Here is a 21,691-nt window from a genome sequence, read left to right as displayed (position 1 = left end):
GTTATGATTCAATATTTAGTAAAAAATCAAGTAGACAGAATTCAGTGTAATGACACAGGAAAACGAATCTATGAAACGCTTGCTTACCTCTACAAAGGAAAGCCAACACCGCTAAAATATAGCGATGTGTTACATCGAGCAGGGTGCTCTGAAGATGGTTTAAAATTCTGGCTGAAACAGCTATCAAACTTCGGTGTTATAGAGATTAAAGAATTATCTTTCTCTACATTCAATCTCAAAAGACTAGATAAAGTAGACTTCATCTATTCCACTCTCTAAAATCTCTCTATGTAATTAAAATATAAAAGGAAAACATTATTATGATAGTAGCTATGTATTGGTTATTGTTCTTTCTCACGTTAGAAACATACTTCGGGGTGTTTTCCTTTAAAAGAAAAGGAAAAGTAAATAATGGCAAAAAGAAAAAACAACGTTGTTAAGAAAATCGGTGATTCAGCTTCTCTTCTAAGTAAACCTAAATCTATTCTAAGACGCAAAGACTTTAAAGAGCTAGTTACGCTCACCAAGCAAAATAGCGCCCCTGGCGAATGGAAAACAGAGATCATAGAACATTCTCCCTCTGTGCCTTGTGGAGATGAATTTAACGCATTACAAGAAATCTTATCTTCAACACCTGGCGTATTCTGGAAACCTAGAAAAAGAAAAGAGTATATCGTTGATAGCTCTGATTTACGCAAATACCAGATTTTAGGATTTGAAGATTATAATCACTACGTTGGTTATCTCGCCACAAATGGCCTAAATAACTTAGTTCCTGAATTCCATTTAGATAATGCAGATCACTATGGAGACTTTTAATATGAATAACACGTATGACACAATTTACTCACTAATTAATTATTATGAGGATGATTACCTCCTGCCTTTAAACCGCGCTGAACTTGAAGCATACAAAGAAAACACGCCAGCGGCACTAAATGAGGCGTTTAAACACTGGGATTTAGCTGTGAATGCCTTTGAGCACCTCTCTAAGCGTGTAGAGATGCTCTGTAAGCGTGAGAACGCATATCTGACAGCGGATCAGGTATGGGAGCTATCAAACTGGATAGAAGGTATTGAATCGGACGTTCGCTATGTAGGGGATGGCCTTGTTGAACTAGCTCAACGCTTAGGCGCTACTATCACAGAAGAATAAAAAAAGCAACAAAAAAGTTGTAAAATATCTTGACATTCCATCTATTGTATGTTAATATAATTATATGGGGTGATTATTTTTCCTTTATTGGTTCGATATTAAAAATTCTTCTTGTCGTTAAAGGGGAGTAAAATCTCCGCTCCCCGCCTCCTCCTTAAGTGTCATTATTACCTCTTTCCTTTGTTATGCATACATCTTGGAGTATGCATAACATAGGGTAATTACATAGGTACAAGTTAATAAAAGGCGGCTTTAAATGCTGCCTTTTATTTTGCCCGTTATGCAACTTAAAAGTTGTATTTCTTACTTTAAACAAGGTAACAAGGTTTATATAAATGTTGTTCTTAAATGATAAAGAGCAAATCATCAAGTATCGAGATGAAATGCTGAAAATTAATCCACAAATTACCGAAATGGTAGCTAAATACGCTGGGTGTTCTGTAGAGGAAGTAGAAAGATGTGTTGAAAAATATTTTTCTCCTTCTTCTCCGTCTACACCTTCCCTTAATGAACTAATCAAATTAAAAGCTAAGGAGATTACTAAATGATTATTGATTTAGACACTCTGTTTCCAGTTCGAAAGACTTTCACAGATATTGTAAGTTATTGTACTGATCCGTTTGCCTCTGTAGAAAGCAAGGTTTTTGCTTCTCTTCCTGCTGATGTTGAATGCGGAGACTTGATCACCAGCACGGGCGCTAAATATGAATCAGGAGATGATATCTATGTTGTTATGAGTGAATTTGTAACGGCTGGAGAAAACAAGCCTGTAGATGTTTTACGTAGCAATGCTGGGCTTGTATGCATCAAAGCTGATGCCCTGAATGCTGTAAGTGAAGCAGCAAAAACAGCATTAATTAAAAAAGGCTTCCAGCTTGAAGGGTTCCATTCTGTTTTCACTTCTTAATAAAAGGAATAATAATAAATGATTCTAGGTAATGATTACGTTGATTTAGCTCCTTTGTTCTCTGCGCATAGCACTAGAAACTATCTGCTTTCTACCCTTGATTTTACGGATTCTGTAGGGGTTACATCTCATAAAGTAGCTGTTTCCCAGCTTGTCGAAAGCAACGAATCTCTCTTTAACAAAGAAACCTCTCGTTTCTCTTCTGAGCATAACGTTACTAAGCGAGAACAAGGTAAAGAATGGCTGATCGAGATCCCTTACTTCCTGCGTGAAGATGTGATCCGTCCTTCTGATGTTCAAGGCAAACGTAAACCTGGCACTGATTTTCAGGAAACACTCACTGATATCTACGCGGAATATGTTGCTAAACACAATGTTGCATTCCAGCGTACAAAAGAGAGCGTGTTGGCGGCTTCTTTGTTCTCTGGCAAAACTTACACGCCTAAAACTGATGATGTGTTAATTGAGTGGGGCAAGCTGTTTAACGTATCAGCTATGAAAGCCACTGTGAACGCTTCCAGCACTGACACCACGAAGATTTTTAAAGAATTTGATCAGATTGCTACTGACATTATCGAGAAAGCACAGAGTCAGGCGGCGGCTGTAGAGCGTATTGTTGTTTTCTGTAAGCCGGAAGCCTTCTCTGCAATTCGATTCTCTGCTGGTATGGCAAACGCATTCCAGTATGTAAGCCCACTGGAAGAGGGGAACGTTGTGTATCAGCGTCGTGACCTGCTGCCAGGAGTGACAGCGTTCACTATTCCAGGAACTAACATTGATGTTATTAAACTGGTAGATCCGCTACACCTGGCACATATGACCGCTGACGCTGTAGCTGTGCCTAAATTCGCTAAAGGCTCTAACGTATATCAGAACATCTACGGGGCTGCTTCCAGCACCTTTGAACTGATTAATGCCGCTGCTGCTGAGGTCTATAGCTACAGCTATGAATCTTCTCGTGGTGATGCTGTTAACGTTGTTACAGAGAATAGCCAGATGGTTGTAAACCACGGCGTTGGCTTCTCCGTTCAAATCACTGTTAAATAATATTTAACGTGTAATAGAGGCGTGGCGTGTATTCACGCTTCGCCTTTTTTTATTTATTTTTTTAAATTTTGAGAGGTGATTAAAATATGGAAGTGATTCTGAAATCAAAAGATGGTGTGCACGTTCACTTAGATGCTAATGATTCTAGAGGCTTGTTAAATCTGAAATATCTCTGTTCTCTCTTGGATGTTCCCTATGAAGGCGTAAAATCCCGTATGTTCAGATTAAACGAGAGTATTGATCAGGCTCTACACCATTTCTTAAGTAAAGAAGGTGGTAAGAATGATTAATAAGGGGGATTTTAAATGTTAGAAATTAACACTTCTAAAATTAAGAACACAGTTACATTTAGTGTAGATAAAGACAGCTTGAAAAAAGCGAAAGACTCTATTACAGGCTTAAAGGAATTCACTAATAATATCAAGCCAGCTAAATTACGGTTTGATAGTGTCACTAAAGGCTATAAGAAAGCACAAAGTGAAGTAGATAAGATTGCTCAACAGAAAGCTAAAACCGAAAAACAGAATCAAAGAGCACAAGCTGCCGCAGCAAGAGCACAGGCAAGGCAACAGCAACAAATAGCAGCACGTAAAGAGAAAGCAGAATTAAAACTCCTTGATGTGTCAAGCTCTATCAGTGCAATGCACCGCCTTTCTGTAGCGGAACAATACAAAGCTATCGCACAGGCTAGAGAGATAGCAAAACAATATGAGCAAGGGGCTATCAGCCTGGCACGTATGAATAGCCAGATGAAACGCCTACAACAGCAACAACGTAAGATTAATGGCAACAGAAAAGCTCAATTAGCCCCCGTTAAGGGAGGATCAGGGAATTCCGCCACTATGGGCGCTCTGTTATTTGGAGGCGCTACGGCGGCTGCTGGCGTGATGGCTGTTAGTAAAGCCTCTGAATTTATGGCTAACAGCTTCGCTAATGCTGAAACGCAAGGGGAGCTAATTCAACGCTCAAGGCTGGGCGGTGTAGACGTTAACCAGATGTATAACATTACAGAATGGGCCTATAGAAACGGGATCGATAGCCTCCAGGGTGATCAAGGGGCTAGAAAATACCTGGATCAGATGAAAGATGTTAGGGAACGTGCCGCAAAATCCTACAGTGAAGCTGAATTGGTGAAAGATAAGAAAACCGGAAAATCTGAATGGAAAGGCGGTGATAACGCTATTAATGAACTTCTAAACATCGGAGTTATTAACAAAAGCGACCTTAAAAAATTTGCTGATAATCCAGCCGGATTAATTTCTAAGGCTGTTAATGGAATGATGAAAAAAGGGTTTTCAGACTCCCAAATTGGACAACGTTTAGAAGACCTGGGCGATGATTTGATGCTTACGTCAAAATATTGGCAACGTTCCGTTAAAGATGTACAAGAAAGTATTAATCAGCAAAAAGCCTCTGGAAAATGGCTAACAGAAACACAGCAAGAATCTATTGTTAAATTCAGAGAACTAAACAGACAGCTTTCACAGCTTTCTGATGCAAGACAAGTAGCATTTGTAGACGGCTTTATGAAATCTCTTGATCCAAAAGTAACGGAAGAGTTTATGAAAAACCTTTCTAATCTCACTCCGTATTTTACGAAGCTAGGGGAAGCAACAGGAAGTCTCTTGGAAGCTATTATGAAGATTGTAAACTGGTTTAATCGTAATGATGATAAGACAGATGCTATTCAGAAAAATATGGGTGATGCACCTCCTTTGAGTAATGAAGGAATGAAACAGAATCTTTCTAATCTCGTTCCTGACCAATATAAAGGCGCTGGCACTGCAACAACTACACCTGATAATAGTCATTCTCTCTTTAACACGATTAAGGGATTGCTTTTCGATGATAAGTCTTCTTCTGTGTCAGATGTAAAAATGTCAGTTAGTGAAGCACCGATAACCAATCTCAAACAGGGTGCTTTAAATAATCTTGCAATGACAACTCCGGCTTATAATTTATCTCCTGTGTTTAATCTGAATCCAACGTTTGAAGTGGTAACAGAGGTTCCGCTTACTATTAATTCTGACACATCAAGATTAAGCGATTATGTGGATTTTACAGCGAGAGCAAGTCGGGATAGCTTCTTGAAATCATTAACATTAACCAGCTTATCAGGACAATCCAACGGCGGGTAATTCCCGCCATAACATTACAAGGAAAATTATTATTATGGCGACCGCCGGGATTTTAACCATACGTGCAGCAAATACTCCAGAACAACACGTTCAGGCTGTTTACAAAGCAGAACAAGATATAAACTCTACAAAAAACGAAAATAGCAAAGCCAATAAAACAAAAGGAGAAAATGGTTTTGCTATTGTTACCAGTGGGCTGGCTTCTTCTGGCAATGACGTTTATGAAAATTATATGGCACTGGCCTTTGACAGTGTAGACGATGTGAACGTAAGACGTTCGGCAGATGTCACAAGCTACCCCGTAGAAAATGGTGCTACTGTGTCTGATCACGTTCAAGTGAGGAATAATAAGTTTTCTCTTAAAGGGCGTATCACTGAAACACCGATTAAAAGCGATCCTGGCTTGTTAAAGAGTGCAGGGGTGAACGGGAACAGAAGATCATTAGCTATCGACTACCTGAATCAGATTATGGACAGTAGACAGCCTTTTCTTCTTGTTACAGAAAATAAAACTTTTGAGAACGTTGTTTTAACAGGCATCGAATACACAGAAGAGGCAAGCGAATCCCTGGTATTTGATCTTAGCTTTGAGCAGATCAGGCTCGTTTCGTATGGCACTGTAAACACTGTAGCTATCAAAACACAACCATCTAAGAACATTGGGGCGAATATGAAAAAACGTGTTAACACTGAAAAATCAAGTAGTGAAGGTGAAGACACTATAACTCCTGCCTTTAAACAGGAATAGCCGTAAATGCCTCTAAAACGCTCTGTAACGATGTAATTATAAAAGAGGCTACCAATCTATGTTGAAGCCTCTTTGTTGTGTCTATGGCGTTGTTTTACGCCTTAAATTTGATTTTTTATTGATTGATAAGCCTTTCTCTATTTCAGGGTAGCGTAGAAGCTCAATATATTTTTTAAGCTCTACCGGAGAAGCTGCATTCTTGCTATATGTGCGGAATGTCTCTGTATTGCCGCGTGTATGGCCCAGGAGAAGGGCGATCCTGTCTTCTGGAATTTGATTTCGATCAAGAAGCTGTGCTACTCCGTGTCTCAGAGAATGAAACACCTTCCTTTCTGTTCCCTTTTCCCCTAAAGCCTTTCGTTTAGCTCTTGTAAATCTCTGCGTGTGCCACGTGGAACGCTTGCCGTCTGCACGTTCTGTGATGCTGGCGTGATAGAACAAAAAGCCATTATGAGGCTTTTCACGCAGCGACAACACCAACGGAGTGATAAGGCTATGTACAGGCACAACACGTGCCGCAGCTTTCGTTTTTCCCTGTGTGATTTCAAAACACAGCACACCTTCGATCTCTTTCACATCGTCTATTGTGAGACTTGCTATCTCATTGATCCGCATACCTGTATATAAACCGATAAGACACAAAGCCATCATTTCTTTGTTTTCTGCTGAATTACCGGAAAATACTTGCAACACCTGCAATAGCTCTTTGTTAGAAAATGCCTCGTAGCTCTCTCTACTTTGTGCCACATCAAGCCTATGCCCTCGCCAGGGGGAGAGCGCCCTTTCTGGCGCATCGTGGTAACGTGATGAAGCTAACTCCCATAGCTGGGCCATTGGGCTGATATAATTTGCAATTGATTGTTGTGAAAGGGTTTTTTGCATGTTTTCAATCCAGCCTGTAACAGTGGTGCGGCTCACATCTTGCAATGCAATATCAGGCTTTTTACGGTAGGAGAGAAACATCTCTACCGCTTTTCTTGCCTTAGCTAAAGTGGCTGGCTTCTTCTTCGTGCTGTTAATTGTCAGGTAGATTTCAAGAATTTTAAGCAATGACGGACACGAAGACGCTGTATCTTGCATTCTGGTAGCTGTTTTGGCGTATTTAGCCTTACTGCGTAACAGTTCCAGCGTGTTCTCTATTGTGCTGTTTACAGGGGCGACACTCTCCCGTAGACAATGGTATTCATCTGCAATCTGATCACGCTTTCTACGTGCAACACGAAGACTACTTGTGTGTAGACTTCTGACAAACGTCCTTTTTCCTTCAAAAAAGGGCTGCATATACACAGGCAATGTGATCCTCAAATAGTAGTTACCGTAAGAATCACAGATTATGTATTGATTAGGCTTGTATCTCATAAACTCCCCGGCTAAAGTGTCGGAGCGTTTGTAATGTGAAAATTGATTGTGACGCATAGAAAATGATGATTTTTCTATAAGATTCAATCAATTAGTAATGGTCGTAGGTGATGGCATTAACACGAGATTAATCGAGTGTTTTACTCCTATTATCGGCACCATTCTAACGTCTCCCCAAGTCTACTCAAGTATTTAAAAACCTCTTATAATCAGTATATTAATGCCCCTTTTAGTCTTTTGACGTCTATTTAAGTACCCCAAACTCTACAAGCAATTGAGGGGATTTGCTGTTCAGTTTAGTGGAGATACCCCCAAGTGAAACTCAATGCCCGTCAAATAGACACTGCCAAGCCAAAAGAGAAGGCTTACAAGTTGGCTGATGGTGGTGGTCTGTACCTCCTGGTAAAACCTGGTGGAGGAGAATATTGGCGTCTCAAGTATCGTGTAGCTGGTAAAGAGAAGCTGTTAGCACTAGGTGTGTATCCTGAGGTCACCTTAGCTGATGCTCCTGCAAAACTTGAAGAAGCTAAAAGAGGTATCTCTGGGGGAATCGATCTGATGGAAGTGAAGCGAGAGGAAAAGATTGCCCGGGAAACGCAGTTAAACAACACCTTCAAAGATATTGCCCTTGAGTGGCACAGTAACAAATTATAATCACAATAATAGTGTATATAATTATACATTGTATGCTTGGTAATCATATAATGATAAAAGCTTCCGATAATCAGTATGAGATTTGTCCTTAAACTCCTGGACATGCTTTTCTAAATCTTCCAATGGTATATGTCCATTTATACAAATAAAATTCTAGTGATAAATACCTTCAGGTATGATTAGACAACATCTTTATTCGATGGGGGTTAATCTATATTTGATATCTTTCTTTTAAATAACAACGCCATTAAAAACGCTTTGTTTAATGACGTTTTTTTATTGTTTCCTATATAAAGCCTAACCAGCATAAACATTGGTGGCTCTTATGCTCATTGTAATTAAATGAGAGTGTGATTAATGTCTTTATATATTCTGGTAGTTATTCTCTCCAGAAGAATACATTGTAAGAAGATGACTGTTAGTATGTTTTAACATCAATTAACATTAAGGTTTGATAATAATTTTTTGTTGGCGAGTTCAAATGTTTTCATTTCATCATCTGATAGCCCGCTCCAGATTTTCTTTAGCATTACATTTTGAGTGTTTATTAGTTTTTGAGCAAGTGTAACTCCGTCAGGGGTTAAGCAAATACTTTTGCTTCGACGATCGTTTTTATTATTAATTCTTTTGGCAATATTCTTTTTTTCTAATTTGTCTATGATGTGTGTGATGTTTGTTTTGGAGAATTGTAACTCCTTGTAAATATCAGAAGGGGACTGACAATAATCATCAGACATATATAATGAAACTAACACCATAAATGTTGAAGTGTTTATTCTATACTCGCTCAATTCATTTTCTATAATACTCTGGATTTTGTCATTTACTCTAATATATAAGTGTATTAACAGACTCTCCTGAGCCGGGTATGCCGGATTTTTGATTTTTTTGTAGTTTGTTATAGTTTTTAATAAATCTATATTATTCATAATTCCACCACACGGCAAAAGAAAACTCATGAAGATTACTCAACCTGAGTGTTACATGAAGTATCGTGAACGCCGGAAAATCTAAGTTCCAGCCTGTACCGTAATCAGATAATCGCAGCAAAGGGACAAAGCAATAGTCCCTTTGCTGCACAGCATCAGAATGAATAACGAATATTAGCGTTTATCGCATCATCTGTGTTGTATTTACCGAATGCAGAGCGTTCAACTTCCAGCCCCAGACGCGTATTGTCGCCAAACCGGGCATTTAACCCCACACCGTAAAGCATACGACCGTCTTTTCTGCCATTAATCTGATGTTCTCCCGCTGCATCCTTCAGGTGAACGTCAGCACTGTCCGTCAGATCGAACTCATAATGCAGGCCGGCACGGGCTGTCAGACTCCAGTCCTTACCACTGAAGGTTTTACCGGAAACAACGCCGGTTCTGCCTACCAGAGGATTAACGCTGTTACGACGCATTGAGACATCCATTCCACTGTCGTTCCAGTTAAATGTTTGGCCCTGCAGTCTTCCCCAGACCAGTTCCGCCTGAGGTTCAACAAACGTCGTATCTGTCAGATGATAACGGTATCCGACTTCTGCACCTGCATACAGTGAATGGCTGCGGAAGTTCTGTTTACCAGCTCCGGCAAAGTTCAGGTCATATTTGTTTTCATTGTGAATATATTTGGCAATCAAATCAAAGTAAGCGCCGGACCGGAACAGACCACTGGCATAGAAACCACCACCCCATGATTTTGTTTTACCGCTGTACAGGCCTGCTGACGCATCTGTGTCAGTGTAGGTGGCCATCACGCCGGTAAACAGGTCCATACTTCCCAGTTCGTGCTTACGGTCAGCCCCCATCTGCAGCAGGGTATAGTGGTCAGTGAAACCGCCATCAGCAGAGCCGGAACCGTTCAGCAGACGCACCCACGTACCGGCTTCGCCGTTAATATCCCTCAAATCGCCCATGCGTTTGTTCAGGTTGTTAACTTCAGTGATGAAGTTGTTATAGCTGATGTGCATGAATGTGGCGGCAGCCTTACCCTGGCCGTCGTTACGTGCAACCTGGTAACCATCGAGGACCCACTCTTTTTTCCCGTCCTCTTTTCTGACACTAAGGGTGGGGGTGACATCACTGAATCCCACAACCCGTGTTGATGCCCTGAACAGATTATCAGCTGTCGCTTCAGGTGCGCTGACCAGTGGAATATCAAGCGTGTCCTTGTCAGAGGGTTTTTTCAGGAAGTTAACCCAGATGCTGTTGTCATGACCTGTTGCCGACTTGTTTATCACCAGTTTGTCTGCCTTGTTAAGGTCTGTACGCATGACAAATGCTGACTGAACCGCGTCCAGATTATCTGTTGTCAGTGTCGTGAACGATGATGTTCCCCCGTTAAAACCGACTATTGTCCGGTTAAGTTTCATATTTCCTGCCGTGGAGTTTCCGTTCATCGACCACTGGGTGTCTGTCATGCTGACGGTGGCATCCGGTGCATTCAGGCTCCCGCTCCAGGTATTGCGGTACCCGTTAAACAGGCTGTACAACATCTGATTCTGAAGAGTCAGGTCAGGACTCAGTTCCCCTTCCCCTCCGAGGGTGACAGTCCCTTTATCCTGAACATTGATATTACCTGACAACATACTGTACGGCCCCACGTTCAGGCGGGCATCGTCTCCCTTCAGGTTCCATGAACCGGCATAATCGTATACAGGTAAAAGTGTGTGAGATACCTCATCAGGACGGCTGTTCAGACTCAGGGTGGCATCAGAAATATTCACCGGACCGTCAGAAACAAAACTCTGACTGGCCAGAACATTTGCTCCCTTGTTCAGATTCAGGGCGGTACTGGTCAGCGTTGAGTTCTCCAGAACGGCACTGTCTGAGGAGATATTCACGGTACTGTTGTTCGCCTGTATTCCGCCATTGAATATCTCATTGATATTCAGCACTGACTGATTATCCAGGTTGACGGTGCCGTTGAAGACGCTTTTATCTGCATCTTTAGTTGCAACAGATGTGCCTTCTTCAAGGGTAAATGCTGTTCCCTGGCCATCTTTTTTGTCGATAAATACCCGACTGTCGCCCAGCGTGACGCTGGAGTTATCTGCCTGGATGGTTGTGTTCAGTGTGGCATTGCGGCCCAGACCAAAGTCTGTATCTTTTAACACGAGCGAACCAAAGCTGAACGTCCTGTTCTCCCAGTCATCCTGTGTAAATGAGGTGGGCTGTGTCAGAACGGAATTGTCGCCCAGAGACGAGACTGTATTTGCAATACTCTGAGACGTTGAAGCATGGATAACCGGGTGGCCCTGAATGGTCAGACGACCGTTTTCCTGAGTAAATGTACCGGACATATTCGCTGAGCCGTCCATAACCAATGCGCCGGTTGTACCCGGGGTTGCTTTATTTGAGAAATTAATATTTCCCAGCAACTTGCCATGATACAGATACCCTTTATTATTAATTCTGTTTGCAAGCAGCGCCTGTGCACTGTTCTGGTCATGTCCGACATATTCCCAGTGCTCGTTACTGACCTGACCGGTAGGGAACCAGCCATAACTACTTGTTTTCAGGATAAAATAATCGACGGTATGAGTATAGGGATTATTATAAATATATAATGAACCTACTGTTCCCCTGTTTGATGATGACCATTCATTAACTTTTACGTCTGCCGGACGCGTCTGATAATCCAGAGTGATATTAGCCGTTTTATCACTGCTGTTACCGAGAGTTGCGCCATAATCGGCGGCATTCAGCTTATGAAATGTCAGGTCATTCCCGTTAACATCCAGAACCCCCCCCCGGTAGCCCCAGGATATATTGTCCGGATTAACCTGCTGGTTGTCTGCCAGCACGACTGTCGGGCGGCCGCTGGCAATATTCACGCTACTGAATGCCTGAACGTGTCCTGAACTGTCAGCCTGCTGATTGAGGACAACGGTCCCATCCCCGACTTTCAGGCCGCCCTCATTAACACCGGTTCCCTGTACAACCAGGGTTCCTTCGCCGATTTTATGCAGGTTGTCACCTTTCACACCATTAACCTGCCAGTTTACGGAGGCATCCTTGTCCACAATAATACCGGCCCCGGTCCAGGTACTTCCGTTTGAAGTGGTGACAGTGTAGTCATCAGTAAATGTCAGTGAACCGGCACCCTGCGTGACAGAGTTTTCCAGGTCAATCTGACCATTATGTCCCAGGAATGTCAGATTTTTACCTGCGTTCAGGTCAGAACCTTTTTGCCCGTGCATGGCATATTCATCGGAACCCTGTTTCAGAGAGCCAGTGCCGGTGCTGCTGTCAAATTTCCATTGCAGGGGGGCGCCGGATGAGGCATTAAAAAAGACGGGAGCGTCATTATCCTCTGAATAGATCTGTGAGAGAAAACTCTGAGGAATAAGAGAATATATCAAATTGGTCCCCCCTCCTACTCCCGAGTAAACACCGACCAGTTCCCACTGCCCTTTGGCCGTATTCCAGCCAAATAATGGAGAACCACTGTCGCCGGCCTCTCCAAAAGAGGGCAGGATGCTATGATCATGTATGTTGCCCCCCATATACAGCTGAATGCCGTCTGAGCCGTGATAAAAGAATGATGTCGGGAGTATTCCTCCTGTCAGATAACCATACCCACCTGTTACCCAATGTCGCTTACCCTGACTATCCTGAATATACTGACTTCCCGAACCAGCCCTGTAGAATGCCGAGTATTTTGAAGGGTTCAATATATCAGCTGTTGATGAGCTGGTTACGGTAGCCGGAGCAACCTCAGTTACGAGCTTATCAAGTCTTGGTGTGTGGAGATCAGATGAACTGTGTTCATTACGATCCACAATATGGTAACTGTTCTGACCATCACCGAAGCTGACGCTCTGATATCCTTTATTATGTTTTACACTGGCTATATATTGCGGGTTAATTAATGTTGCAACGCCGGGATTTGAGCTTACATTCACACTGCTAAAATCAACCATGGGCGCTTTATCAAGATGTCCTACTAATTCCCCTTTATTATTAAAAATAGGAATGTTTGTTGCGCCAGCCTGAAACTGCCCTTTGTTTTCTGCAAAGTCGCGGTATGTCTGGTAAGGATTGTTGCCACCAACCGTTGATGCACCAGCAACGGTTGGGAGTAATGCAGATAGTGCCAGAGAGGTAAGTACTGAAAGTCTTTTTCCTCTGCGGGTACTCCCTTTACATACCCTTCGGGCTAGTTCAGAGACAACCTTTACTGTGTTAGTAATATAACAATATTTTAGAGCGTATATTTTATTCATAGTAAATGATTCCGGAACGTATATTCCAAAGTTACATTAATAACCATAGACAATTTCAAACGAAAGCATTGTTGAATTGCGCGCTAATTATTAATTAGCTATATAATTATAAATGTGACATATGTCACATTTATTTTTGCTTAAAACTACAATATTTTGTAGTTGCACGCATTCTTTGTCTGTGGTTTTCATTGGTGGTAATGAAAATGTTGTTTGCTTTTTCTCAGGTGTTTTGACTTATGACTTAAAGTCATAAAATATGCGACGCTAATACAACTACAGAAAAATGGTATATATGGATATCGACGATATTTGTTGATTTTTATTTTAAATTGCGTGGCGGTTCGGAGCGGATATATATATCATCATACCATCATCTGTTTTTCTGAAGTTCAGATTAGTTTTAACACACTGTTTTCCATCTTCGTTGATTACAACAGTCTTTTTAATGTATTTACGAATGGCATCATTCGACGTTCTAACGGATTTAGTCGATGGTGGGGTAATTAATAAAACATTTGCTGTAATCAAAAACGGTAATGTCTTCAATTGATAGAAGTTTCTGGTAATCTACTGGTATTTAAGGTTTTCCATGGCTACCGTTACTGTTCATTGTCCGCGCTGTAATTCCGATAAAGTTTATCGACATGGTCGTAGTTGTTCCCTGCATGAGCGTTTCCGTTGTCGTTCATGTAAACGTGTTTTCCAGCTCACTTACTCTTATGAAGCCAGAAAACCCGGCTTTAAGGAGCTGATCGTTGAAATGGCGCATAATGGCACAGGGGCCGTGATATCGCCAGAACACTGAAAATCAGCATCAATACCGTCATACGGACATTAAAAAGCTCTCGCCCCAGCGGATAACATCTGCGTCAGTCAGCTCACGCTGATGTTGCCCTTATCTGTGAACTTGATGAGCTGTGGAGCTTCGTTGGCAACAAGGCGCAACAACACTGGCTCTGGTATGCGTAGAACACTAAAACTGGCGGTGTGTTGGCTTACACTTTCGGGCCACGGAATGATGAGGCCTGTCGGGAATTGTTAGCCCTGTTGACTCCGTTCTGTATCGGCATGGTGGCCGCGATGACTGGGGCAGCTACGCCAGAGAAGTGCCGAAGGAGAAATACCTGACCGGCAAAATCTTCACGCAACGTATTGAACGTAACAACCTGACCCTCCGCACCCGCATCAAGCGGCTGGTAAGTAAAACAATCTGCTTCTCGCGTTCCGTTGAAATCCACGAAAAAGTCATCGGTTCCTTCATTGAAAAGCACATGTTCTACTGATTGGAAGCACTACCCAACGTTCAACTTATCATCATAAGTATAAAAATCACAAAATGGGAGGTAAGAGTCTTTACCTGGATTGTCTCGAAATGCAAAGTGTGCTTGCTTTACAACTAAATCTGGGGGTATCTAATGATTGCGTAATAGTTTTTTTATATACATATCAATGTCTTGCTTTTTACAATCTGTTTATATTATCCATTTTAAATCAATAGGTTACACATCGTTAATACCTTCCTTATTTTTTGATTGGGACAGATTTGGGACCGATGGGTTCAGGATCGAATCTATTTACCGTGCGTGTTCGGTAAGGTGATTAGGTGCGAGGTGAGCATATCGACGAACCATTTCGAGAGTTTCCTATCCGCTCATTTTTAAGAGCAAGCAGGGAAACACCGGACCAAACCAATCAGCTGTTCGAAAATGGCAAGCGGATTAATATGCCATGGCGGCTTTAAGCCGCACGCATGGGGTGTGGCAAGCCTGATGGATGTTACTGTGCTTGTGGTGGCGTCTTTGCTGGTCTGGTTGTTGGTTAATCGCGAAAATCATTATGCCAGAGGAATACCACAGGACGTTCAGGTTTTGCATAAAAAAGCCCACCATTAAGGTGGGCAAAAGGAATGATTTATATTCTCTGAGAGAAACATTACATTTCTCCTTGTCACTTCTAACATGAAAATATGGAGAAATAATGGAGCTTATATTAATTGGCGATTAGGTAACCATGTGGTTATACAAAACAATACAGTTCTTTACATTTGCCTTGTTTTATGAATACTCCTAAAGAGGTGTATAACATAATGGTACAAGCAGGGTAGATATGAATATATTTGAACAAACTCCACCAAACCGCAGACGTTATGGTCTTGCTGCATTCATTGGGCTGATTGCTGGCGTTGTTTCCGCATTTGTTAAGTGGGGGGCAGAAGTTCCATTGCCACCACGTAGTCCGGTTGATATGTTTAATGCAGCGTGTGGTCCGGAATCATTAATCAGGGCTGCAGGCCAAATTGATTGCTCCCGTAACTTTCTCAATCCTCCGTACATTTTTCTTCGGGATTGGTTGGGACTGACAGATCCAAATTCGGCTGTTTATACCTTCGCCGGGCATGTCTTTAACTGGGTTGGTGTAACGCACATAATCTTTTCGATAGTTTTTGCCGTTGGTTACTGTGTGGTCGCCGAAGTATTTCCGAAAATTAAACTTTGGCAGGGCTTACTGGCAGGTGCTTTAGCGCAACTTTTTGTTCATATGATTTCATTCCCTCTCATGGGACTTACGCCACCTCTCTTTGATCTTCCGTGGTATGAGAATGTCTCTGAAATTTTTGGACATTTAGTCTGGTTCTGGTCTATTGAAATTATTCGCAGAGATTTACGAAACAGAATTACCCATGAGCCAGATCCTGAGATCCCTTTAGGCTCAAATAGATAATGCTTTGAATGATAAAAATGGCGCAAATATAGCGCCATTTTTATAGGTTAAAAACGTTGCTTTTCATATTCTGATGCGGACAGTCAGTGATCATATCGCGCTACTTCAGGATGATGTAGATCCGGAGAACGCTACAGAAAAAGAGGCATTGTTGCTGGAAAATGGAAGAAGTTTCAGGTTTTGTTGTCCCTGAAAAACGAAGCCCCGCTATTACAACTGGCGGGGCAATGCAATTAATTATTGTATATTTATAACGGTGTTAGCCCGTATTTAGCTCTTGCACGATTGCAAGCCTCATTGACTTCTCCGTTCTCACCAGACATGGCGAATTCTCTGCATGTGGACGATCGATTTTCATATATCGTGCAGCAGGCATTTTTGCCCGGTGTTCCTGCAAGGGCAATACATCGGGGATTTTTCTGATTAGTACCGCTCATGCATCGGTGAAAAGGGGATATTTGTTCAGTGAGCCTGGCGGGAATGGTACCGCCAGCATCGTCGGCTTCGGCCCAGTAAAAAGAGACGCGGAAAAATGCACAACAGGCACCACACGTCATGCATGGATTCAGATTGCTCATAATTCACCAGTACAGCTATAAATCGTAAAGAGAACTGCGGTACGTCGTATGCAGGGACGTATCGCGGTTGGCTGGTGTACTTTCGATAGTGTGAGTATTGAATGATTTCCAGCCGTTACCGATTTTACGTCCTAATTAGTGAAGAAACCACTCGTTAGCAGGCCGCCTGGTACCTTTCCGTGTCTCCTGAACACTGTGGTGTGCATATGAGAAAGCTCATCGGTGACATTGACGATCGCTTCCACATCATTTAAACGATTTTTGAGTCTCTGAGGTGGAATTCTTCCCTCGTCCGATGGATAAGTCTTAGTCCGCCGAAGGGGGCTTAGCCGGACAGGAATCGCTAATCTTAATGAATTTGTCGTTATAGACCAGATAGTGATTCCCCGGCTGACGTAACTCAGGCTGATGAACCACGTCTCCCGGACGTAGATACCAGGCATCGCCTTCCTCTTCGGTCGAATCACATCCTGGTTTAATCAGTAGCTTAAACCACGTGTTGCCGGTGTTACTTACCGTTCCGGTCACCTGATCGAAGGACCATTTAAACTGAACCTGACGTGGTCGTACTACCAGAATGGTATCCATCACCACCACCGGCTCCGTGCTGACCTCACCGCCGGTTGGGCTGCGTTTTGTCAGGTTACGAGTGGGGACCTCGCGAAATGAGACCCGGTAGTAGCGCTCGCGGTTATCCCGTGGACCATGATAGTAAAATTTAAAATACTCGCTCTCACCAGCCTGCAACGCCAGCTGGCGGGGGGCGAAAAGTAGTTCACCATCCACCGGTCGGGTGCGCAATTCACTGCTGCCCGGGCTATCAATAGCACTGATGGCAATACGGTATATCCGTGCGCTTTTGTTGTTATTCACGACACGTTTGCTGACAAAGTCAGTCTCGGACGGCAGTGAAAAAGTCAGATTGCCGACCGAAATCGCCTGTGTCAAAGGTGCCGCCAGCATACAGACCACTGTCAGCAGGGCCTTAGTTAATGTTACGCCACGTCGCCTGAACATGAATCTCTCCTGAAGCGCTGACTTCGCCAAACCAGCCGTTATCATCTACCGTACGCAGAGAAATGGCGTTATCCATTGGAATCGAAAATTTGACTGTGGTCTTATCCATCTGCCCCACTTCGCCAGAGATATCAGTCCACGGTGTGGTCAACCACAGCGCATCGGTCATATCCCGCCAGCTATCATCGCACCCGGCATCGTAGGTTTTTGTAGCTCCGTTGCGGGTAATAAAGGAAAGTGTCGCCGGGAACGGTACTTTCGCCTTACCGTCATCGGAGCTGAAGACACAATAGGAGCGCCCGCCAATCACCTGCGCGGGTCCGGTCACCTTGATCAGCACTTCGTCGGCAGCTGTTTTACCGCTGGTGGTTACGATATAGCCGAAATCGAGTGCCGACTCGCCGCTGCCAACATATCCCTCCCGCGACGGTGTCTGAGTATATTCATCGGAGATAATACTGATGCTGAAATCACGGGGTTTGATAATCAGCGTGTTGGAGGTAGAAAATTCATACCAGCCAGACTCCGGTGATGTGGTGTTCTGAAAGCGAAAGTTGAATAGATCTTTGGTGTTGATATCGCTGATCCCGAGGTTCACCATCTGCTTAAAGAAGTTGCTCGAGAAGAAAACATAGATCGAGTCTGCGCTCTTCATCTCGTTGAAGGTGTAGTAATAGGCAGTATTGCTCACCGGTTTCCATGAACTGCCATTCAGACTGAACTGCATATCGTACGCCCCGACGGCCGAGGCTAACGACGAGTTGGCGATCGCCGGGAATATATGGATTGAGGTGTTGCTGAGTCCGTTTGTTTGCAGGGTATAGTTAACCATCTTACAACTTAATCCTGAACGACTGCCGATGGTTTGCGTCCGGCAGTCGGCGTTCCCTTCGCCCAGAGTCGGTACTCCGTCGCTGTTGATAAATACTTCCGCCAGCGAGTGGGTATTTATCAACCGCAGATTTGCTGCTTTCGTATGGGTGACGTTGCGAACATACCAGTTGCCGGAGGCCTGATCCTTACAGCGTGCGCCGCTGCTGGCGTCATAGTTCACAGAGGTCTGGCAGGCATTGATGGTCATTGTAAAGCTGCTGCCGACGGGCATTTGTTGCAGATACTGGTAAAACGCGTCTGACAACATGCCGTGCATCCATTTCGCGCCGCCGCTGGTCACCGTCGCGCCATAAAATCCACTGGCGTCGGTGGTTTGCGGCAGGATAAGACTGGTGGTCATATTACACCCTGCGTACCAGTTGATGCAGCGCAAGCCAGTTAAAGGAGATGAAACTGGTGAATTTTCCAGCCACATATCAAACTTCCAGTTGGTATAAAGGCCGGTGTTGTAACCGTTATCAATGTAGCCGAGGCTTTGCTGATAGATGGTTCCTGAACCATTGTATTTTAAACCGGTCCAGCGGTTGGCACCGGTCAGGCGCGGATCCAGCGCCCCGCCAGGAGTGACGAAAAAGTTGTCGTCTGAGTTGTTTTCGACAAACACAAACTCGCGTGCCGGAGCATCCGCCCAGGTTGTTTTGCTCACTGCCGCTCTGAGCGCGGTTGCAGGCCAGATTAGCGCAAAGATTATCATCGCTATCAGTAGGTTAACTCTCATTCTCTTCTCCTGTCTGCGTCACCGCCGCCCACGATGAGAGGCCGTTGCAGACCACATCACCGACCCAGACGGCACCGCGCGCCTGGTTGAGTTCCAGTGCCACTTCGCAGGTTTTATTGCCACTGTAGCGAAAATCGATAGTGGGGTATTTCTTATCCACGTCCATGACAAACTCGCCGTTTTCATCGGTTCGGGTTCGGCCGATATGGTTGTTAATCCGTGCGTTAGCCAGCAGTGTGCCGTCTTCCGCACGGATACGACCGGAGACGGTAACCATCTGCTTCACCTCTGGCTCAATGACAGCGACATTGCCTGGATAGAGAGTCAGATGACTTTTGCGACCGCTGACGATATCGTAACTGTCGAGTGAGTTTTTGCTGTTCTGCAACTCCACCTCATATCTTCCATAGGGAGAGAGCGGGAGATAGTTACGCTTGCCGTTAAGCGGGAAAATCCGCCCGTTGATTTTGGCGCTGATCTGACCATCGTTCTCCAGGCCAGTGTCGAATATCACCCCAGCGTTGCCATCGGTCCGCCCGCTGGCAGCGATGTTTTTACCCTGCCAGCCGACGCTGCCGTTGGCGGTCAAATTAGTATTGATGTAGCCGTCCGCCGCGCTATTGACGTTCAGCGTTCCGCTGGCGTAACGAGCGTCGAACTGTGCATACGCCCCACCGCTGAGGGTTTTGTCATCACCGGTATCGCCGGAGATGGCTCGTGACAGATTGGCACCAACAGTGCGAATGGTTCCTTCATCAAACTGTTTGCGTGCTGACAGGTTTGCCATGGTGTAGCCGTTTTGATGGGTCATCCCTGCGCTAAACCAGTTGCCCAGTGGTAGCGAGAGATCGAGAGCGATATATTTCCCTGTATTGGCGCTGCTGTCGCCGTTGTTATAGCGCTGAATACCGGCCCGCAGGCCAAGCGAACCAAAGGTACCGCTGTAGACACTTTGATAGTAATCTGCCGTGTAATAATGGCTGTTGTAGCGGCGGTCATCATTGTAGCTGATGCTGAACGTACCCAGCTTCGACCACAGTGAGTTCAGGTTGAGTGTGCCGCCGATTGCACGGTTGTCGGCATCGCTACGTCGCAATTGATTGCCAATGCGGGTTTTTTCCTGGTTAACCCACAGCGAACTGAAGCCTCCAGGTAGAGTGGCGCTGATGCTGGCGATGTTGCTCCATGAGCTGTCACTGGCCAGCATGTTTTGCAGGTTAACGTTGATCGCCCCCCCAAGCGGCAGCGTCAGACGGGTTTCACCCACCGCCTGATTATCGTATCCATATCCTGTTGCCGCCCAGCTAAACGTACTCAGTGAGCCGGAGGTCGAGGCACCTGCCAGCCAACTCTCTTTGGCTGGTCGCGTCTTTTTCCCGTTTTCCGACCAGCGATCCATATGAAAACTGCCGCCCCATATCTGCCACGCCAGCGGTGCACCGACGCCACGCCCCCGGCTAAACAGCTTATTGACCCGCTGGGTGCGTTTGCTGATCACGCGACCGTTAACGATTACCTCAACTTCCACATCGTAAATACCGTACGGTAGACCCCGGGTATCCACTTCATGATTGCCCATGGTGAAGTTCTGAACGCTTAGTAGCCGCCCATCACGGGTGAGATGTACTTCGCCCGCCGCCGGTAAAAAGGCGATCACTGGCGTGGCCGATTGGCTGCTGTCGAAGATGGTGGAGCTGGCCTGGTTTCCCCAGGAAAGGCCGTAAATCTTCCCTGCTGAAATGGCGGTCATCGGCCCTAAGGACTGCAAGTTCCAGGTGTCGAGCATTCCACCGGCAAATCGGTGACCAGCAAAATCGCGTTCATACATCGCTTTATATAATTCACTGTCCTGTTGACCGCTACCAATCCCGTACAGTGAGCCGTCGAGCACCACGTGATGTTCGCGCAGCGCAGTAACGTTATTCAGCGACAGATAGCTGGAGGTGTTGCTCCCGCCGTTACGCAACTGGTTGTTATAGACGCCGAAGTTATAGCTCAGATTACTGCTGAGGGTGTTAACACTGGACTGCCCGATGTCTTCGCTACGTGAGCGTAGTACGGTGCCCAGCGCTTCGCGCTTGACCACCAGCTGCAGCAGCAGTTGGCGCAAGCTGAGATCCAACTGCGCGTTGTCAGTCAGGGGGATGGTAAGGGCCTCATTGAACGGGGCGTTGGCCAGAGTCATCAGTTGCTGTCGAGTTTGTTCGCTGACACTGGCGTTATCTTCACTCTCTTCCAGCTGTATTTTCCGGATGCGTAACTGTCCATCATCCAACCAGATAAAAGCGCTGCCGATTCGCTGATCGTCCTGGCGACCCTGGCTACCGGCGAGATGAATATAGAGCGGGACGCTCATGCCGTCCTGAAGCGCCTGACTGAAGGCCTGCGGAATAATCACCCCACCTATTTGCTGCGCACTTATGTCAGCAGCGCTGGCATCGGGCTGAACGAACAAAAAGACCATGCCGAAGGCAAACTGGGCTTTCAGTCCTGGGGAGAACCGTCGTAAAGGCATTGTCGTTATCCATCTGCACAG

General features: G+C 44.7%; 18 protein-coding genes and 3 pseudogenes. 13 read left to right on the top strand and 8 right to left on the bottom strand.

Annotated elements, in window-relative coordinates; translation table 11 throughout:
- The first annotated feature begins 3 nt into the window (after nucleotides 1–3).
- The 9 genes from ACJHYO_RS07805 (at nucleotide 4) to ACJHYO_RS07765 (ending at nucleotide 5,996) form a co-directional block, all read left to right on the top strand.
- The gene (locus tag ACJHYO_RS07805) at nucleotides 4–279 is read left to right on the top strand and encodes a hypothetical protein (RefSeq protein ID WP_094323705.1); all 276 of its coding nucleotides are present in this window, start codon (nucleotides 4–6) and stop codon (nucleotides 277–279) included.
- 132 nt (nucleotides 280–411) lie between these two features.
- Nucleotides 412–819 (top strand): hypothetical protein, encoded by a 408-nt coding sequence (locus tag ACJHYO_RS07800; protein ID WP_028985909.1) that lies wholly within the window; start codon nucleotides 412–414, stop codon nucleotides 817–819.
- Entirely contained in the window at nucleotides 794–1,156 is a 363-nt protein-coding gene (locus ACJHYO_RS07795) for a hypothetical protein (protein WP_410232432.1), read from the top strand. The genes ACJHYO_RS07800 and ACJHYO_RS07795 overlap by 26 nt, the downstream gene beginning before the upstream one ends.
- 335 nt (nucleotides 1,157–1,491) lie before the next feature.
- Complete coding sequence (locus tag ACJHYO_RS07790) at nucleotides 1,492–1,704, top strand: hypothetical protein (RefSeq protein WP_000898166.1); 213 nt, start codon at nucleotides 1,492–1,494, stop codon at nucleotides 1,702–1,704.
- Entirely contained in the window at nucleotides 1,701–2,063 is a 363-nt protein-coding gene (locus ACJHYO_RS07785) for a hypothetical protein (RefSeq protein WP_001570993.1), read from the top strand. The genes ACJHYO_RS07790 and ACJHYO_RS07785 overlap by 4 nt, the downstream gene beginning before the upstream one ends.
- A gap of 18 nt (nucleotides 2,064–2,081) precedes the next feature.
- Complete coding sequence (locus ACJHYO_RS07780) at nucleotides 2,082–3,110, top strand: major capsid protein (protein WP_410232431.1); 1,029 nt, start codon at nucleotides 2,082–2,084, stop codon at nucleotides 3,108–3,110.
- Nucleotides 3,111–3,196: 86 nt separating this feature from the next.
- On the top strand, nucleotides 3,197–3,400 hold the full coding sequence (locus ACJHYO_RS07775) for a hypothetical protein (RefSeq protein WP_410232430.1): 204 nt from the start codon (nucleotides 3,197–3,199) through the stop codon (nucleotides 3,398–3,400).
- Nucleotides 3,401–3,415: 15 nt separating this feature from the next.
- The gene (locus ACJHYO_RS07770; RefSeq protein ID WP_410232429.1) at nucleotides 3,416–5,248 is read left to right on the top strand and encodes a hypothetical protein; all 1,833 of its coding nucleotides are present in this window, start codon (nucleotides 3,416–3,418) and stop codon (nucleotides 5,246–5,248) included.
- A 34-nt stretch (nucleotides 5,249–5,282) separates the two neighbouring features.
- On the top strand, nucleotides 5,283–5,996 hold the full coding sequence (locus ACJHYO_RS07765; RefSeq protein WP_410232428.1) for a phage baseplate protein: 714 nt from the start codon (nucleotides 5,283–5,285) through the stop codon (nucleotides 5,994–5,996).
- Nucleotides 5,997–6,077: 81 nt separating this feature from the next.
- Here ACJHYO_RS07765 and ACJHYO_RS07760 read toward each other — a convergent pair whose 3' ends face one another.
- The gene (locus tag ACJHYO_RS07760) at nucleotides 6,078–7,355 is read right to left on the bottom strand and encodes a tyrosine-type recombinase/integrase (RefSeq protein ID WP_174221758.1); all 1,278 of its coding nucleotides are present in this window, start codon (nucleotides 7,353–7,355) and stop codon (nucleotides 6,078–6,080) included.
- A 315-nt stretch (nucleotides 7,356–7,670) separates the two neighbouring features.
- On the opposite strand from ACJHYO_RS07760, the pseudogene ACJHYO_RS07755 reads away from it, so the two are divergent.
- Nucleotides 7,671–8,006 (top strand): annotated as a pseudogene (locus ACJHYO_RS07755) (Arm DNA-binding domain-containing protein); the annotation flags it as partial.
- Nucleotides 8,007–8,443: 437 nt separating this feature from the next.
- Here the strand turns inward: ACJHYO_RS07755 and ACJHYO_RS07750 are convergent.
- Both ACJHYO_RS07750 and vat read right to left on the bottom strand, forming a co-directional pair.
- Entirely contained in the window at nucleotides 8,444–8,938 is a 495-nt protein-coding gene (locus tag ACJHYO_RS07750; protein WP_001059463.1) for a MarR family winged helix-turn-helix transcriptional regulator, read from the bottom strand.
- A gap of 155 nt (nucleotides 8,939–9,093) precedes the next feature.
- Entirely contained in the window at nucleotides 9,094–13,224 is a 4,131-nt protein-coding gene (gene vat / locus ACJHYO_RS07745; protein WP_001034006.1) for a vacuolating autotransporter toxin Vat, read from the bottom strand.
- 592 nt (nucleotides 13,225–13,816) lie between these two features.
- On the opposite strand from vat, the pseudogene ACJHYO_RS07740 reads away from it, so the two are divergent.
- Nucleotides 13,817–14,510 (top strand): annotated as a pseudogene (locus ACJHYO_RS07740) (IS1 family transposase).
- A gap of 216 nt (nucleotides 14,511–14,726) precedes the next feature.
- On the opposite strand, the pseudogene ACJHYO_RS07735 reads toward ACJHYO_RS07740, so the two are convergent.
- Nucleotides 14,727–14,870, bottom strand: a pseudogene (locus ACJHYO_RS07735) (integrase); the annotation flags it as partial.
- Nucleotides 14,871–14,933: 63 nt separating this feature from the next.
- Here ACJHYO_RS07735 and ACJHYO_RS07730 point away from each other — a divergent pair.
- Both ACJHYO_RS07730 and ACJHYO_RS07725 read left to right on the top strand, forming a co-directional pair.
- The gene (locus ACJHYO_RS07730; protein ID WP_000146243.1) at nucleotides 14,934–15,119 is read left to right on the top strand and encodes a hypothetical protein; all 186 of its coding nucleotides are present in this window, start codon (nucleotides 14,934–14,936) and stop codon (nucleotides 15,117–15,119) included.
- 214 nt (nucleotides 15,120–15,333) lie between these two features.
- Complete coding sequence (locus ACJHYO_RS07725; RefSeq protein ID WP_001019923.1) at nucleotides 15,334–15,948, top strand: YagU family protein; 615 nt, start codon at nucleotides 15,334–15,336, stop codon at nucleotides 15,946–15,948.
- A gap of 248 nt (nucleotides 15,949–16,196) precedes the next feature.
- On the opposite strand, the gene ACJHYO_RS07720 is transcribed toward ACJHYO_RS07725, so the two are convergent.
- The 4 genes from ACJHYO_RS07720 to ecpC all read right to left on the bottom strand — a co-directional run bounded on the left by ACJHYO_RS07720 (nucleotide 16,197) and on the right by ecpC (nucleotide 21,670).
- A complete protein-coding gene (locus ACJHYO_RS07720) occupies nucleotides 16,197–16,526 on the bottom strand; it encodes a YkgJ family cysteine cluster protein (RefSeq protein ID WP_001295797.1) in 330 nt (109 codons plus the stop codon).
- 306 nt (nucleotides 16,527–16,832) lie between these two features.
- A complete protein-coding gene (ecpE, locus tag ACJHYO_RS07715) occupies nucleotides 16,833–17,543 on the bottom strand; it encodes a fimbrial chaperone EcpE (protein ID WP_001339257.1) in 711 nt (236 codons plus the stop codon).
- On the bottom strand, nucleotides 17,512–19,155 hold the full coding sequence (ecpD, locus tag ACJHYO_RS07710; RefSeq protein ID WP_001265646.1) for a fimbrial adhesin EcpD: 1,644 nt from the start codon (nucleotides 19,153–19,155) through the stop codon (nucleotides 17,512–17,514). The genes ecpE and ecpD overlap by 32 nt, the downstream gene beginning before the upstream one ends.
- Nucleotides 19,145–21,670, bottom strand: a complete 2,526-nt coding sequence (gene ecpC / locus ACJHYO_RS07705; RefSeq protein ID WP_085455204.1) for a fimbrial usher EcpC — start codon at nucleotides 21,668–21,670, stop codon at nucleotides 19,145–19,147. The genes ecpD and ecpC overlap by 11 nt, the downstream gene beginning before the upstream one ends.
- Nucleotides 21,671–21,691: the final 21 nt, after the last annotated feature.

This window comes from Escherichia sp. WS1118 (genome assembly GCF_046487695.1).
Lineage (GTDB): Bacteria > Pseudomonadota > Gammaproteobacteria > Enterobacterales > Enterobacteriaceae > Escherichia > Escherichia coli.
Note: the sequence above shows the minus strand (reverse complement) of the source record. Positions and strands in the feature narration are given on the sequence as shown.